The 14,437-nt window shown below is 56.3% G+C and carries 14 protein-coding genes and 2 pseudogenes; 5 read left to right on the top strand and 11 right to left on the bottom strand.

Features of this window, described 5'->3' with window-relative positions:
- The 5 genes and pseudogenes from VCA57_RS23260 to VCA57_RS23240 form a co-directional block, all read left to right on the top strand.
- Positions 1-193, top strand: a pseudogene (locus tag VCA57_RS23260) (IS110 family transposase); the annotation flags it as partial.
- A 45-nt stretch (positions 194-238) separates the two neighbouring features.
- Positions 239-508 (top strand): annotated as a pseudogene (locus VCA57_RS23255) (IS3 family transposase); the annotation flags it as partial.
- Between the two features lie 95 nt (positions 509-603).
- A complete protein-coding gene (locus VCA57_RS23250; RefSeq protein ID WP_411188106.1) occupies positions 604-1,077 on the top strand; it encodes an IS3 family transposase in 474 nt (157 codons plus the stop codon).
- A gap of 138 nt (positions 1,078-1,215) precedes the next feature.
- Positions 1,216-2,403 carry an O-antigen ligase family protein gene (locus VCA57_RS23245; RefSeq protein ID WP_411188104.1) on the top strand — a complete coding sequence of 396 codons (1,188 nt, stop codon included), beginning with the start codon at positions 1,216-1,218 and terminating at the stop codon, positions 2,401-2,403.
- Complete coding sequence (locus VCA57_RS23240; protein ID WP_411188102.1) at positions 2,403-3,038, top strand: lipopolysaccharide kinase InaA family protein; 636 nt, start codon at positions 2,403-2,405, stop codon at positions 3,036-3,038. The genes VCA57_RS23245 and VCA57_RS23240 overlap by 1 nt, the downstream gene beginning before the upstream one ends.
- Positions 3,039-3,050: 12 nt before the next feature.
- On the opposite strand, the gene VCA57_RS23235 is transcribed toward VCA57_RS23240, so the two are convergent.
- Genes VCA57_RS23235 through VCA57_RS23185 form a run of 11 tightly spaced genes read right to left on the bottom strand, consistent with a single transcriptional unit; the run spans position 3,051 to position 14,410 of the window.
- Entirely contained in the window at positions 3,051-3,680 is a 630-nt protein-coding gene (locus VCA57_RS23235) for a CatB-related O-acetyltransferase (RefSeq protein ID WP_411188100.1), read from the bottom strand.
- 6 nt (positions 3,681-3,686) lie between these two features.
- Positions 3,687-4,571 (bottom strand): glycosyltransferase, encoded by an 885-nt coding sequence (locus VCA57_RS23230; protein WP_411188098.1) that lies wholly within the window; start codon positions 4,569-4,571, stop codon positions 3,687-3,689.
- Positions 4,568-5,719: a glycosyltransferase gene (locus tag VCA57_RS23225; RefSeq protein ID WP_411188096.1), complete on the bottom strand. Its 1,152-nt coding sequence runs from the start codon at positions 5,717-5,719 to the stop codon at positions 4,568-4,570. The genes VCA57_RS23230 and VCA57_RS23225 overlap by 4 nt, the downstream gene beginning before the upstream one ends.
- Entirely contained in the window at positions 5,716-6,597 is an 882-nt protein-coding gene (locus VCA57_RS23220) for a DUF6625 family protein (RefSeq protein ID WP_411188094.1), read from the bottom strand. Before VCA57_RS23220 ends, VCA57_RS23225 begins: the two co-directional genes overlap by 4 nt.
- A gap of 53 nt (positions 6,598-6,650) precedes the next feature.
- The gene (locus tag VCA57_RS23215) at positions 6,651-7,781 is read right to left on the bottom strand and encodes a glycosyltransferase (protein ID WP_411188092.1); all 1,131 of its coding nucleotides are present in this window, start codon (positions 7,779-7,781) and stop codon (positions 6,651-6,653) included.
- Positions 7,768-9,522, bottom strand: coding sequence for a carbamoyltransferase (locus VCA57_RS23210; protein ID WP_411188090.1), 1,755 nt, complete (start codon positions 9,520-9,522; stop codon positions 7,768-7,770). Before VCA57_RS23210 ends, VCA57_RS23215 begins: the two co-directional genes overlap by 14 nt.
- 14 nt (positions 9,523-9,536) lie before the next feature.
- Positions 9,537-10,997, bottom strand: a complete 1,461-nt coding sequence (locus VCA57_RS23205) for a lipopolysaccharide kinase InaA family protein (RefSeq protein ID WP_411188088.1) — start codon at positions 10,995-10,997, stop codon at positions 9,537-9,539.
- A complete protein-coding gene (locus tag VCA57_RS23200; protein WP_411188086.1) occupies positions 10,997-11,740 on the bottom strand; it encodes a lipopolysaccharide kinase InaA family protein in 744 nt (247 codons plus the stop codon). Before VCA57_RS23200 ends, VCA57_RS23205 begins: the two co-directional genes overlap by 1 nt.
- Complete coding sequence (locus VCA57_RS23195) at positions 11,737-12,471, bottom strand: lipopolysaccharide kinase InaA family protein (protein ID WP_411188084.1); 735 nt, start codon at positions 12,469-12,471, stop codon at positions 11,737-11,739. The genes VCA57_RS23200 and VCA57_RS23195 overlap by 4 nt, the downstream gene beginning before the upstream one ends.
- The gene (gene rfaP / locus VCA57_RS23190) at positions 12,471-13,292 is read right to left on the bottom strand and encodes a lipopolysaccharide core heptose(I) kinase RfaP (protein WP_411188082.1); all 822 of its coding nucleotides are present in this window, start codon (positions 13,290-13,292) and stop codon (positions 12,471-12,473) included. Before rfaP ends, VCA57_RS23195 begins: the two co-directional genes overlap by 1 nt.
- On the bottom strand, positions 13,289-14,410 hold the full coding sequence (locus tag VCA57_RS23185; protein WP_411188080.1) for a glycosyltransferase family 4 protein: 1,122 nt from the start codon (positions 14,408-14,410) through the stop codon (positions 13,289-13,291). The genes rfaP and VCA57_RS23185 overlap by 4 nt, the downstream gene beginning before the upstream one ends.
- Positions 14,411-14,437: the final 27 nt, after the last annotated feature.

Below are 14,437 nucleotides of genomic sequence, written 5' to 3'. Positions count from 1 at the left end.
GGCTAAGGCGGTAACTGCGACCGCACGCAAGATCGCGATCCTGTTCTACAACGCGATGCGCTTCGGCATGGCTTACAAAGATCCAGGAGCCGATCACTACGAGCAAAAGTATCGGGAAAGAGTAGTTAAGGGATTGCACCGTAGAGCGGCAGAGTTTGGCTTCACGCTTCAGACCGTCGAAGGTGTTTCTTAGGAAGGCTACCGCTCTCTTAATGTCAGACTCCCTCGATCAGTAAGCTTGATAGAGGCGTTGGGCGAGCGGTATCCACGAGCCGAGTTGTGCCGCGTATTTGGTGTACATCGCAGCAGTGTCTACGACGCCTGCAAGCGACGCCGTCGTGTCGATCATCGGCGGATTGCACTGCGCCAGCTGGCAACTGAATTTCACCTTCAGAGCCGCGGCTCAGCTGGAGCCCGAACGCTGTCCGCAGCGCTGCAGATACAGGGTGTTGCGGTGGGCCGTTTTCTGGCGGGTCGCCTGATGAAAGAGGCCCGATTGTTCAGTACGCAATGCCGCAAGCACCGCCACCGCAAAGCTGATGGTGAAAGCGCCATTGCGACGAATGAATTAGATCGACAGTTCACTGTTAGCGCCCCAACCAAGTGTGGTGCGGTGACGTGACCTACATCTGGGCGGGTAATCGCTGGGTCTACCTAGCGGCGGTTATGGATTTGTATGCCCGCCGCATCGTGGGTTGGGCGCTCTCCAATCGACCGGACTCGCAACTTACAACAAGGGCTTTGCGCGTGGCCTTCGAGTCACGTGGTTGCCCACTGCAGCTGATGTTTCACTCTGATCAAGGCAGCCATTACACCGGCATCGAATTCCGACAAATGCTATGGCGCTATCGGATCAAACAGAGCATGAGCCGTCGCGCTAACTGTTGGGATGACGCACCGATGGAGCGTTTTTTCAGAAGCCTGAAAACGGAGTGGATGCCAGCGCATGCCTATACCAACCAAGGCCAAGCTGAGACGGACGTACTGCGTTATCTGACGGATTACTACAAACATCAACGGCCACACAGCTACAACGGATACAAAACGCCAGTGGAAGCCAAATCACTGGCCGGATAAACCTAAACCAGCGTCCGGATTTTGTGACCACAACATCTGCGTAAAAAGCTTCCTCTAAGAAAGTCGGGCGACCCGAGGAAAGGCTCATCTTGATCCTGTAGAATCGCGAATCAATTGCCGTACTGGACTTACGCCGAGATGCACACACAATTCGACTCATGGACGCAGCGAGCCTACACTTTTATCTGCAACTGGTTACTTCCTTTAGGCTTTGTCGCCTTGCTCGTGGGGCTGGCTGGTCTGCCGGAGCGCAGCCTTTATCACAAGGTGTTCTACGCGCTAATTGCCGTGCCTACGTTACTCGCCTTGATATTGCGCCCTCGTAGTAGTGGAGCGCTCTGGCTCGACCCGGTGATTATTGCCTTCTTGATATTCTCAACCTGGGCCTTAATCAGCGTCTGCTGGTCAGACACCGACCAGTCCTTCGGCACCCTATTCAAGCGCCCGCTGTATATTCTGATGCTGTTTGCCTCATGTGCGCTCATGGCATTGCAACCCAATGCACGACTCGCCTACAGCACACTGCTCGCGGCCTTAATAATGTTGCCACTGACCACTTACAGCTTGGTGTTTTTTGTAGCCAACTGGACGCCTGGCGCAAGGTTTGTCGGCGATGGGGCATTAGACAACCCGCTACTAAGCTCACATTTGTTCGGTTCTTTTTGCGCCCTTTGGTTGGCATTAAGTATGACCCTAAGCCCTCGCCAAAGCTGGTCCGCGCTAATTGCCGCCGTACTGATGGGGCTAGCACTAATGGCCACCGGCTCGCGCACGCCTCTCGTTGCAATTGCGCTGGCGTGTGCCTGGCTGATAGTCGCGTGCTGGAGCAAACGCTCCGCCTGGTTGCTGCTCTCAGGGGTGCTAATGATGCTCGCCCTAGCCCTGCTTTACCCGGAGGTTTTGTCCAGTCGCGGCATGTCTTACCGGCCAGAGTTGTGGGCCAAAACGCTTAGCAAGGTTGCTCAACAGCCTTGGCAAGGATTCGGTTTCGGTGCCCATCTGGCAATATTTATCCCCGATCTCAATATGAGCTTTCGTGAGCCGCACAACTTTGCCCTCGGAGTGCTGTATTACACCGGTATTATTGGCTTAGCCCTATGGCTCACCATGCACTGTCTCGCCCTCTTCCAGTGCTGGAAGCACAGAAGTAACTACCTGTTTATTGTTTGCGGCGCATTGCTGGTTTATGGCATCGGCGCAGGGCTCACGGAGGGTGGCGGCATCCTGTCACGCCCCAAAGAGCACTGGATGGTAACCTGGATCCCCCTCGCACTGATTGCAGCACTAAGCGTACGCATGCGGCAAACACAAGGAACCCAAAGCTGATGCAGACGCTTTCTCAGTCTGAATTTAGCGCTCTTTCTGCCAACGCCAGCGTGCTTGAGCTCGACGGTCTTGGGCCAAAGGTTCTAAAACTGACGGACGGCAGCTTTCTCAAGCTGTTCCGTAAGCGTTCAGTGTTTTCCCGCGAAACCCTCAAGCCTTACGCCAAGCGATTCGCAGAAAACGCCGCACGCTTACAGCATATGGGATTTAACAGCCCACAAATCATTCAGGTGTATTGGCTGGTTGATCCGATCAATAGAACCGCCGTGCACTACTGGCCACTGCCAGGAGAAACTTTGCGCCATATGTTGAGTAACGGCTCTAACGAGCGCCGCCAACAACTTGTGGAACAGTTTGGCGAACTGTTAGCCAAGTTACACGCCAGCGGCGTTTATTTTCGCTCGGTTCACTTGGGCAACGTATTGGTGCAACCCGATGGGCAACTTGGTTTGATTGACCTCGCAGATATGCGCATCAGCTATTCCGCACTTAGCCTGCACAAGCGTCAACGCAACCTCAAGCACATGCGCCGCTATACCGACGACCAAAAGTGGCTATTCGAAGAACACTATGACGCACTCAAAGCAGGTTACAGCCATATCGCCAAGAAACTGACAGCCAAACTGTTTGAGTAGGACGTGCGCAATCTAACGCGGCTGGGTAGCACGCCGCTGTGCATACTGCAGAAAGCTATCAAGTCGGTCACTGCACAACAGTGGGCTCACGCTACGCACCTCCTGCTCTGGCCACTCCCACCAAGCGGCCTCAAGCAACGCAGCGCAAACCTCGGGAGCGAAACGCCAGCGAATGTGTCGCGCTGGATTACCAGCCACAATCGAGTAGGGCGCGACATCGCGACTCACCACTGCGCCGGCGGCAACCACGGCCCCATGACCCACCGTGACACCTGACAGAATCACGCTATTGGTGCACAGCCATACATCACTACCGATCACTACATCGCCCCGGCTCACGGCATAGCCTTGGATATGCTGAGCTTCGTCAATCATCGCGGGAAACGGATAGGTTGTGACCCAATCACTGCGATGATGGCCCCCCAGAAAAATCTCCACCTGTTCGGCAATAGACGTATAACTGCCGATTTTCAGCGTGGCTCCCTCCTGCCAGTCATGCACAACAGGCAGACCGTAGGTCCCTAGACCGATCTGGTAGTGCGGATAGCGCTGGAGAAACTTCGCCTGGCCACGCTGCAGTCTAGGCAACGCCCGCAACTGCTTTTTGGCCTGCCTGGCCAGGAAACGCGCCCACAGTCCCATACCTAATCAGGCCTTTTCCAGTGGTGAAAAATACAGGCGCATCAGGCCGCGCCAGGTTTTCTTCGACCAATTTTTAAACGGAATCTGCGCCAGCAGCTCACGCGCCAGCTGACGATCACGGTTGGAGCATTTGAGAAACATTGAGCTAAGAAAGCGCGTACGAACAAACTCATACTGTGGATGGTCGCGGTACAACGCATAAATGCGCAGGATGCTATCAATCATAAATCGGTGGTTCTTGTAGGAGTTGGTAGCGTGTTTACGGTAACGCGCCAACACCTCACCCAGGCAGTCAATGTAGTAGCCGGCATAGGTGATTTTCAGCTCAATTGCCAAGTCTTCCAGGCGAATTTCCGGATCGAAGCCGCCCACCTTTGCCAAGGCCTCTTTGCGGATCATCAGGGTTGTGGCGGGCGCATAGGGCTTGCGCTCCATAAACACATCATCGAAATCCATTCGCCGAAACGGCACATCTCGACGCTGACGGGTTTCAGGGAACAGCTTACCTTCTGAGTCGATCAACTCGATATTACCGGCACAGATCCCCACATCAGGCTTATCCACCATATAGGCCACCTGCTTGGCCAGGCGCTCGGGCAACATCACATCATCCGAGCCAAACGGCACAATCAGCTCGCCCTTAGCGCGAGCGATTGCCGAGTTCAGTGTGCGAGTTAGCCCCTGATTTTGCTGAATCTGAAAATCGAAATCATGCTCAGCCTGCAAGCGTCGAATACGCTCAACACTGTCATCGGTAGAGCCATCGTCCACCACCAAAAGCTCTACATGCGAGTAGGTTTGCCCCAACACACTGAGAATGCACTCTTCAATATAAGGCGCATGGTTGTATGAGGCGATAATGACACTGACAAGCTGAGGGTTTTGACTCATAGGGAGGCGCTCGCCTGACTCAGCGACTCGTCAATGAGCTGCCGATACTGCTGACGGAAGGTTTCTATATCGTGATTGGCGCACAAGTAGGCATAAGCTTGCTCGCCCTTTTCCCGTAACTGCTGGTCGCTCAGTTGCAAGTAGCTGCTTAGTGCCTGGCTCAGCGCATCAACGTTAGCAGGGGGTACGGCAATACCATCGGCGCCCTCGATCAGCGGCAACATCGCAGGCACGTTAGACGCAATTACTGGCAAATGCCCGCTCATCCCTTCCAACAAAGCTAAACCCAGGCCTTCAGCAAGGGACGGCATGGTCCAAATATCAAAAGCGCGCACATACTGCAGAGCATTTTCACGAAAACCGAGCAGATGAACCCGACCACCAAGACCGAGTCGCTCAACCTCAGCCAGCAGCCGCGATTCTTCGCGGCCTTTGCCAATAATGGCCAGCTGAACCTGTGGATAAACGTCTTTGAGCTTGGCAAACGCCTGGAGCAGGTAATTATGCCCTTTGACCGGCACCAACCGCCCGAGCGCGCCCAGCAAACGCACATTAGGATCAAGCCCTAATAACCGGCGAGCCTCTTCACGTGAATGCTGCAAGGCAGTGGCCTGCTCGATATCGATGGCGTTGGTGATGGCCACGGTATTGTGTTCGCTAAAGCCGCACTCGCAATCCAGCAGGTATTGCTTGACCGCTGGCGACACCCCCACAAAGCGCCAAGCCTTATCGATCAAGCGCTTGGCTTGGCGGCGCCGGTAAAAACGATCGTACTCGCCAAACCCGTGAGAAATACCGATGCACAGTGGAACCTTTAACCAGCGGTTCAGTTGCAACATCATATTGACCGGCTTAAAGCGGTTACAGATCACCACATCAAACCGCTCGGCGCGGCAAAACTGATAGAGCTGCCACATCGCTCGTAACCGCAAACCCTTGAGTTGCTTATCGGAAAACTCGAAATACACCGAACGATCCGCTCGGCTCACCGGTTCCCCGGGACCGGGCTTACCACGCAAGAATGCTGCAACTATCTCATAGCGCTCATTAGGCAACGCCTTAACAATCTGCTCGGCTAGGTCGGCAAAGTCATGAGCCTTGACGTTATAGTCGGGCTGTAGCTGTAAAACTTTGATGCGCCTGCTCATCGGTTATCCTGCGAAAATCCTTGAGAACTGATCTGCCACACCGGCTGTTTTGCTAGCGCTTGCAATGTATCGACCGAATGCTCGCCGAGTGCAGGCCAGGCATCACGCTTCCACACAACGAAATGGAAATAGGGAAACTCCCGCCCTCGATCAAGATCATTATTCAATCGCCCCTCGCGCCAATACCAGCAGGTAGGGAATTCGGCGCGACCATCGATCCAGGGAATACAACCCGAAGGCGTACTGAAAGCCTCGACGAACTCACTGCGACGGCGCCAAGGGTTGAACAGCCCGACGAAGCGGAACAGAGGGCGCGGGAAGTTCTTGCGCCAGAGAAAAATCCGGCTGAATGCCCCCTCGTCCAGAGCGTGATGCTGCTGGTCGCAGAACCGCGCCTGCCAGTTCGGCATACGCATAAAGGCCTCCCGCATGCGCGGTACATTGCGGATCAGGCACAAATGCCCAGACACTCTCCGCTCGTGGGTGGATAACAGGTCAAACCGAGCCAGGCGTTCGGAGGTGAAATAGTCCCGTAACTGGCCGAAGACTAGATCGATGTCACCAAAGGCCCAAAAGTCATAGCCCTGCAAGTAATCCTCATGAATAAAGCCCAGCGCCGGCTTGATATCGCAGAGTTTATAGGCATTCTCCGGCGCAAACGGAATACCCAGACGCTTACCGACTAGGGTGCAGTAGTCGGCGTAACTGATGCTTTCAATTCGCACATTGCTCGGTAGTTCGGCCGGCACGCCACAGTCACTGAACATCAACCAGTCTACATCTGGGTTGTGTCGGCAACTCTCGATGAAAAACGGCATCCAGAAAGGCCAGCGCCCAAAATAGGGAATTATGAAGCATATACTTGGCGGAGTTTTCATAGCGCACCTATCGCCCACCAAGCCCCTTAGCCCAATGGTTTTGTGTGTTTCCACTAGCTGCCTAGCAGACCGAGGCGCCAAAACGCTTCGCGTATAGCATGATCAGAAAAACCGGCTTCGAGCCGTTGCAGCATGAGTAAGGCACACAGCTCGCGTTGCTCGCCATCTAGCCCGACCATATGGCATATGGCGGCAGCAAGCGCCAACGTATCGCCCAACGGGAACAGCACGCCGACCCCCTCGACCACCTCACGCCCGCCACCACAGTCGCTACCAATCAGCGGCACACCAGCCGCCATAGCCTCCAACAACACCATACCGAAGGGCTCATGATCGGAGCTCAGGACAAAGGTATCAAAGGCCTTGAAATAGCGCCGGCCACCAGCAACCTGACCGAGAAAGCGTACTGACTCAGTCGCCCTAAGCTCGTCAGCGAGCGCCTTCAGCGGTGCCTCCAAGCGTCCAGTGCCAATGATTACCAGAAGACTACCCTTCGGCAGCTGCGGCAATGCCTGGGCAAAACCTCGGATTAGAGTGGCCTGATCTTTGTCTGGGTGCAGGCGACCGACGTTGCCGACTATCCAAGCCTCCTGTGGCAATCCAAGATGCTCGCGAGCCGCATCACGGGTGACCTGCGCGGACTGAACGGCAGCAATGTCGATACGGTTGTAAAGGGTCTCTATTCGTTCGACCGCCCAACCTGGAAGGCAGGCGCGCATGTCATCGCGCACTGCATTGGAAACCCCGAGCAAAGCCAAACGCTTGCGAAAGAAATTGGCGAACAGCTGGCGCGTGCGCCGTTTGTAATCACCAAACGCATGATGCACGCCAATAACGGGTAATTGGCTGCCTAGCAGGGCGATATAAATCGGCTTAAACCGATGAGCAATACACAATTTAAAGTTGCGCGAAGCAGCGATCCGCTTGAGATCGCCAATCGCTTTGAGCTTTAGGCCGCGCACTTCGCGGCTGGAGTAGTCGAGGAAAATCACCTCATCAGAGGCAGAACCCTTCTCAACCTCAACGCTCGGCTTGCCGGTCAGGTAGACCGTACAAACTTTATAGGGCGTACCGACAAACAGCGCGGCGTACTGCCGCGCGCAATCGAGGAAGGGGCCGTCGTAACCGTGACAGAACTGCAACACCCACGGCTGCCCGCCCACCACGTCCTCAGACGTTGTCATACCAATCCTTGCCGTCCTTGACCACCAGAATGTCTTCCATGATCAGGTACTGCAGGTCAGAACCGTAGAACATGTTCAGCGCGTCGGTTGGCGAGCAGATCATTGGTTCACCGCGACGGTTGAGCGAGGTGTTCAGCGACACACCATTACCGGTGAGCTTTTCTAGCTCCAGCATCATGTCGTAGTAGCGCGGGTTGTATTCGCGCTTGAGCACCTGGGCACGCGAGGTGCCGTCTTCGTGCACCACTTCACCAACGCGGGTTTTCCACTCTTCATTCACTTCAAATGTGAAGGTCATGAACGGACTCGGGTGATCGACCTTAAGCATCTGCGGGCCAACGGTGTCGAGCATCGACGGGCAGAAAGGCCTCCAGCGCTCGCGGAACTTGATCTGCTCGTTGATCCGGTCAGCCACGCCAGGCACGCTCGGACAGCCGATGATCGAACGCCCACCAAGCGCACGCGGACCAAACTCCATGCGGCCCTGGAACCAGGCCACCGGATTGGCATCGACCATGATCTGGGCGATGCGCTGCGGCATGTTGTCGATCTGCTTGAACACCGGCTTACTCGGGTGACGGACACAAGCGGCAATCACATCTTCGTTGGAGTAGGACGGGCCGAGGTAAACGTGCTCCATCTTCTCCACCGGCACGCCGCGCTGATGCGAGATATAAGCCGCAGCGCCGACTGCAGTGCCGGCGTCGCCGGATGCAGGCTGAACGAACAGCTCCTTCACATCATCACGGGCGATGATTTTCTGGTTGAGCTTGACGTTCAGCGCGCAACCGCCAGCGAAGGCGATCTTGCCGGTTTCGCGAATGATGTCACCGAGGTAGTGCTCCATCATCTGCAGCGCCAGCTTCTCGAACAGCGCCTGCATGCTGGCGGCGTAATGGATGTAGGGATCGTCGGCGATATCACCAACACGCTTCGGCCCCAGCCACTCGATCAGCTTCTTGGAGAAGTAGAAGCCCTTGCCGTTTTCTTTGTAGCGGCGCAAGCCAATAACGTTGGCGTACTCGGTGTTGATTACCAGCTCGCCATTTTCGAACGTGGCCAGCCGCGAGAAATCGTATTTGCTGGCATCGCCGTAGGGCGCCATGCCCATCACCTTGAATTCGCCGTCGAGCATCTCGAAGCCGAGGAATTCAGTAATCGCGCCGTACAGTCCGCCAAGGGAATCCGGATCGAAGAATTCTTTGATCTTATGGATTTTGCCGTTTTCGCCGTAACCGAAGAAGGTGGTGGCGTACTCGCCCTTGCCGTCGATGCCGAGGATCGCGGTCTTTTCGGTAAAACCGGAGCAGTGATAAGCACTGGCGGCGTGAGCCAGGTGGTGTTCGACCGGCTCGATCTTGATTTTCTTCAGGTCAAAGCCAAGTTGCTGCAAGCACCATTGGATGTGTTTGTAATAGCGTTTGTAGCGGCGATTGCCCATCAGGATCGCATCAAGCGCGCGGTCCGGTGCATACCAGTAGCGCTTGGCGTACTGCCAACGGGCCTTCTCGAAGATGCTGATCGGCGCGAACGGAATCGCCACCACATCAACATCAGAAGGTTTGATCCCCGCCTGCTCCAGGCAGAACTTGGCCGACTCATAAGGCATGCGGTTTTTCGCGTGCTTGTCGCGCACAAAGCGCTCTTCTTCGACGGCGGCGATCAGCTTGCCGTCGATATACAGGGCGGCGGAAGGGTCATGGCTGAGTGCGCCGGACAGGCCGAGAATGGTCAATGCCACTGAATTTGCCTCTTTTAGTCTGCTGAGCCGACGGCGGGCGTCAGCGGTATACGTTGGTTGAGCAACTGGTGCAGTGCCGAATCGGCGGGCCAGTTACGCAGGAAACGGGCACGGTCGCGGGCATAAGCCCTGGCGAAACTGCGCGCACTGTGATGCTGCTGCATGGCGTCGAGGTCGATCAATGACCAGCGAGCCAAGTCTTCATCCCAGAACAGGTTGTGCCCTTTGAAATCGCCGTGACTAATGCGCTCGCGCAGCAAGGCTGCAAACAAACGATCCAGCGCCAATAGCTCTATTTCCGGGGGTGATCCGTCGTGGTAGTTGCTAAAGCGCGCGATTATATCCTGCCCGCCACAGTATTCGGTAATCAGGTAGGCCCGACCGCGCAACCAACACCAGCGACGCTCCAGCACAGCCAGTGGCCGCGGGGTGACGATGCCCAGCAACTGCAGGCGATTACCTTCTACCCAGCTGTGCCAGGCGCGACTAGGCCGCCAGAAGCGCTTCAGCCAATGAGCGAAATTCTTGATGTTGTAGCGTTTGACCACCAGCGGGCGGCCTTGCACCTGTACCTGCGCCACTGTGGCCGCGCCACCGGTCTTATAGATACGGCCTTGCTCGGTGAGCAGATCCATATTATTCAGCAGGGGCTGAAGTTCAGCCTGGCTGTCGCGGCGCACTACCCGCAGACCGAACGCACCGATGCTCGCAGCAAACAGACTGCAATCGCGAGCGATCTTGCGCAGGTAATCACGCAAGCGCCATTTACGAACCGTCTCCACCTCTTTCAGAAGCGCCTCCAACGGCAAGGCATGCTCGCCATTGGTCAGCAGGTAATGCACCAGCAGCTCTTCGATGAACGGAGTCAACTCGACGGGTAACTGGGCAAAGAACACGCCGAGGTTTTCCAGCACCTTGCCGCGCGACAACGGCTGGCCAGCGACCTCGACCTGAACACCGCCACCATCGATAACAAACAGCTGGCCGTTATGCCGCAGCAGGTTGTCTAGGTGTAAATCTGCCTGCCATAAACCCTTGGCATGCATCTGCGCGATGCTGACCAGCGCATCGGCCAATACGGCTAGCTGATCTGCGCTCAATAGCGGCTGATTTTCCACCGAACGCCAGGCGTCCCAGGGGCTCTCAGCACCATCCAGGTATTCAAATAACAGCCAGCCGCCCTCGCCTTCGCGCAGGCCATCAACAAGCAATTGCGGCGTCGGCAACCCCAGCTCTGCCATCAGGCGCGCACCTTCAAGCTCACGCTGAAAATGCCGGGCAGCCCGGCTACCAACCAGTAATTTGGCCAGCACCGAACGCCCACGCCATTGGGCCTGAGCGACATAACGCTGCCCAGGCAAGACTCGCAGCCACTGCTGCAAGACCAGCTCAGCAGAGCCGGCCGCATCGGCCAGCTCAATGGCCTGAGGCAACTCTGGCGAGCGCCCAGCCTGACTGAGACTCGCCAGGCTCATCAACGCGACTCCTTATTACGGCGACGCGCACCAAGCCGCGCACTCCAGCCTTCAAGCCCGCCGCCATCACCTAGATAGGCAGCCAAGAATAGCCGCACATCCGTATCGCCCCACACGCTAGCGCGACGCAATAGAGGCTCCAAATCCTTTACTCGATCACGCTGACCAAATAACAGAGGTCGGGTTTTCTCTAAGTCGATCAGCTGTGCATCGAAACCGGCAGCGGTCTCGCGCAGAAATATATGCTTAGGATAAAAGCAACCATGTATCTGACCGGATTTATGCAGGCGCTGCGCCAACTCTCCGCAGGCGCTGAGAATTGCCCTACGAGAAGCAGCTTCCAGTCCAGACCAACCCTGCAGCCAGGTATCTAGATCCTGCCAACCATCCAGCGCACGGGTCAGCAATACCGCACGCCGCTCGCCCGGCAGCTTGCGCTCGGCAAAAAACGCGGCCTGTAACGCAGGAATACCTAGCGCCGCATAGCGCTGAATATTTCTGAACTCGCGGGCGAAGGTGGGCTCCCCAAAGGGATGCCGCAAGGTTTTGGTCAGGTGATTGCTCTGGCGCTTGAGATAAAACGCCGCCTCTCCGAGATCGAGACGATAGACACTGCTCCAGCCGCCGCGCTCAGTATTAGGCTCATCAACCGCCTCGAGCTTAAGCGCCCATAGTGCGTCAAAACTGGCCAGCCCATGACGTTCAAGCAAGGCACGGTCTTGCGCCGCAATAAAATCGCTCACTCACGCCCCTCAAAAAAAACCACAACACGGCGTAAAAAGAGCTTGTCAGCAGAACCCAAGCGACTACGCCCAAGGTATTGCAGATAAAAGCGTAACCGCTGGGTCCGCGACAATTTGTACTTAGCCACCTTATCAAGGCAAGCCAAATCCTTAATGATGCGATAACGCAACAAAGGTCCCCACCAAAACGTTCCAGTGGGGCAATCGATCAAAAACAACTCCACCCGGTCGTTAACTAATAAGTTGCGCCATTTGAGGTCGTTATGGGTGAAATGGTGCTCATGCAAAATCCGTGTGGCGCGCGCCAACTGACTACTGACCGTATCGACCCAATGGCGATCCTGCAGACGCGGATCGTCGTTATTCGCCAGCAAACCCAAATCTTCGGTATTACTCAGCTCGCGAGTAATCAATGCCCCACGAACAAAGCGGCCGAGCTGACGCTCCAGACCGAAAGCGACAATCGGCGCAGTAGCCACGCCCCACTTGGCGAAGTATTTCAGGTTCTGCCATTCGGCTTTAACCCGTGGTCGCCCGATATAACGGCGCAACCCCTTACCACTACCCCAGTAGCGCTTGACGTAATAACGCACGCCATGGCGCTCGATACGGATGACCTCAGATAAAGGATCCTTGGTCAGCCGCTCCCCCTGCAGAGTAAACACAGCCTGCAGACTGCCAAAGTCTTCGGCCAGTTCTTGATATTGCGCATCTAGCGTCCAGCCTGCCATCAGAGCGCATCCCCATAACGCTGCTTACGCGCATACAACGCGTCCGCCTTACGCTCAAGCCAAACCAACAGCGACCGTTCAGTACTGAGCGTTTGGCGCAGTGGTTGCTGCCCCTTCAGTACAGAGAAATAACAGCGCAGAAACCGCAGCCTGTCGCGCCGGGTCAGACCAATATCCAGCACGGAAAAATACAGCGCGGCCAAGTCTTTGTTGCGCCAGCGCAGCGGCAGTTTGTCGTGCAGTTGCGCTCTATGCAGGTCGATCACCGACAAGCGGAAATCATCGGCCGTGATCGGCTTGTCGGTGTGCAGCAGGAAGTGGCAGATATAGCAGTCACGATGGTTGACCCCGGCGCGGTGCATGCTACCTACCATGCTCGCCACCTCCTTGATCAGCGCCCACTTGAGCCATGGTTCAGGCGGTTGTTGCGCCCAGTTCAGGCTGAGCTGTTCCAGATCGGTGGTCGGCGCCAATTCTTCGGTGACGATAAAAGAGTGCTGCGCTGCGGGGTTGCTGCCGCGCTCGCCATAGGCCACGGCGGTCATGGTCGCTACGCCGACGTCAGTCAGGCGCTGAATCGCTTGCCATTCTTGACGTGCGCCAAGCACGGGCAGCTTGGCGGTAAGCAGATTTTTGACAATCTCACCCCAGCCGATACCACGGTGAATTTTGACGAAGTAACCGTGCCCGTCGACTTCGGTACGCAACGTGCGGCGGCCTTCCAGCTCTCGATAAACCTGGCCTTGCAGGGCCTCGACAGCAGCAAAGGCATCGCGCCCGGCCCACAGACTTTTAAAGGGTTCAGCCAGTACCAGCTTCATGGGCGCGCCGCCAGGATAATGTCGGCCGCATGTTGCGGCATGGAATACAGATCGGCACTGTCCGCATAGGCCAGCCCATTGCGCGACCAGAATGCACGACGCGCATCGTCGGCCAGCATATCGGTGAGCAGATGATTAAGCCTCTCCTGCTCAAACGGACTGGCCAGCACACGGCCAGCATCCGCCTCGGCAATGTAATGGGCATAGCCGCAGACATCGCTAACCAGCACCGGCAGACCGGAAACCAACGCTTCCAGTAGCACAGTGCCGGTGTTCTCGTTGTAGGCCGGATGAATAAGCAAATCAGCACCGAGCAAAAAGCGCGGGATATCGCTGCGGCCTTTAAGAATCTGCACGTGATCGGATACGCCCAGCGCCTTAGCCTGCAACTGGAACGCGCGTGGATCATCCTGACCGATGGCGATCAAGCGCGTGCGCTGTTTTAGCTCACGAGGCAATGCCGCCAACGCCTTGAGGCTGCGGTCCAGCCCCTTGGTCTTGAACCCGGAGCCGATCTGCACCAGTAGCAAATCGTCATCAACCAGCTTGAACTCGCCACGGAACTCAGCACGAATTTCGGCAGCATTGGCCGGCGCACGGCGGTCCTGGGTAATACCCGGCGGCAGCAGATGAAAGCGCTGCAGTGGGGTGTGGTAATGCTTGATAAACAACGGCTGCTGCACTTCAGAGATCATCAGAATCTCGGTCTTCGCTTCGGGAGCGAAAACCGCCCGCTCGTAATCGGCAAAGTGCTTGTAGCGGCCCCAGCGCTTGTACAGGGGGTTGCGCAGGGTTTGCGCTTTGTCCTCATAACAGCCGTCGGCGGCATAATAGACATCCAGACCGGGCATTTTATTGAAGCCGATTACCCGGTCTACCGGGCGCTTGCCCAAGTCGGCCTCGACCCAGGCGGTGAGTTTTTCATTGCGCTTGTGGTTGAACAACGCTTTGACCGGCACCACGACAACCTCGAAGCCCGCTGGCACGTCGCCTTCCCAGATCGGCGTATACACGCGAATCGCATGGCCGCGAGCCTGGCATTCCAAGGCGATGCGCATAAAGTCGCGCTGCAATCCACCGAATGGAAAGTATTTATAGAGGATAAAAGCCAGTTGCATCAGACGCGCCCTTCAACCATGTAGCCC

It is taken from the genome of Pseudomonas sp. (assembly GCF_046581935.1).
Lineage (GTDB): Bacteria > Pseudomonadota > Gammaproteobacteria > Pseudomonadales > Pseudomonadaceae > Aquipseudomonas.
The sequence above is the reverse complement of the archived record's forward strand: the minus strand, read 5'-3'. Positions and strand labels throughout refer to the sequence as shown.

Coding starts and splice junctions, on each gene's coding strand:
- VCA57_RS23245 (WP_411188104.1), top strand. CDS start 1,216: ATGCACACACAATTCGACTCATGGACGCAGCGAGCCTACACTTTTATC.
- VCA57_RS23240 (WP_411188102.1), top strand. CDS start 2,403: ATGCAGACGCTTTCTCAGTCTGAATTTAGCGCTCTTTCTGCCAACGCC.
- VCA57_RS23235 (WP_411188100.1), bottom strand. CDS start 3,680: ATGGGACTGTGGGCGCGTTTCCTGGCCAGGCAGGCCAAAAAGCAGTTG.
- VCA57_RS23230 (WP_411188098.1), bottom strand. CDS start 4,571: ATGAGTCAAAACCCTCAGCTTGTCAGTGTCATTATCGCCTCATACAAC.
- VCA57_RS23225 (WP_411188096.1), bottom strand. CDS start 5,719: ATGAGCAGGCGCATCAAAGTTTTACAGCTACAGCCCGACTATAACGTC.
- VCA57_RS23220 (WP_411188094.1), bottom strand. CDS start 6,597: ATGAAAACTCCGCCAAGTATATGCTTCATAATTCCCTATTTTGGGCGC.
- VCA57_RS23215 (WP_411188092.1), bottom strand. CDS start 7,781: ATGACAACGTCTGAGGACGTGGTGGGCGGGCAGCCGTGGGTGTTGCAG.
- VCA57_RS23205 (WP_411188088.1), bottom strand. CDS start 10,997: ATGAGCCTGGCGAGTCTCAGTCAGGCTGGGCGCTCGCCAGAGTTGCCT.
- VCA57_RS23195 (WP_411188084.1), bottom strand. CDS start 12,471: ATGGCAGGCTGGACGCTAGATGCGCAATATCAAGAACTGGCCGAAGAC.
- rfaP (WP_411188082.1), bottom strand. CDS start 13,292: ATGAAGCTGGTACTGGCTGAACCCTTTAAAAGTCTGTGGGCCGGGCGC.
- VCA57_RS23185 (WP_411188080.1), bottom strand. CDS start 14,410: ATGCAACTGGCTTTTATCCTCTATAAATACTTTCCATTCGGTGGATTG.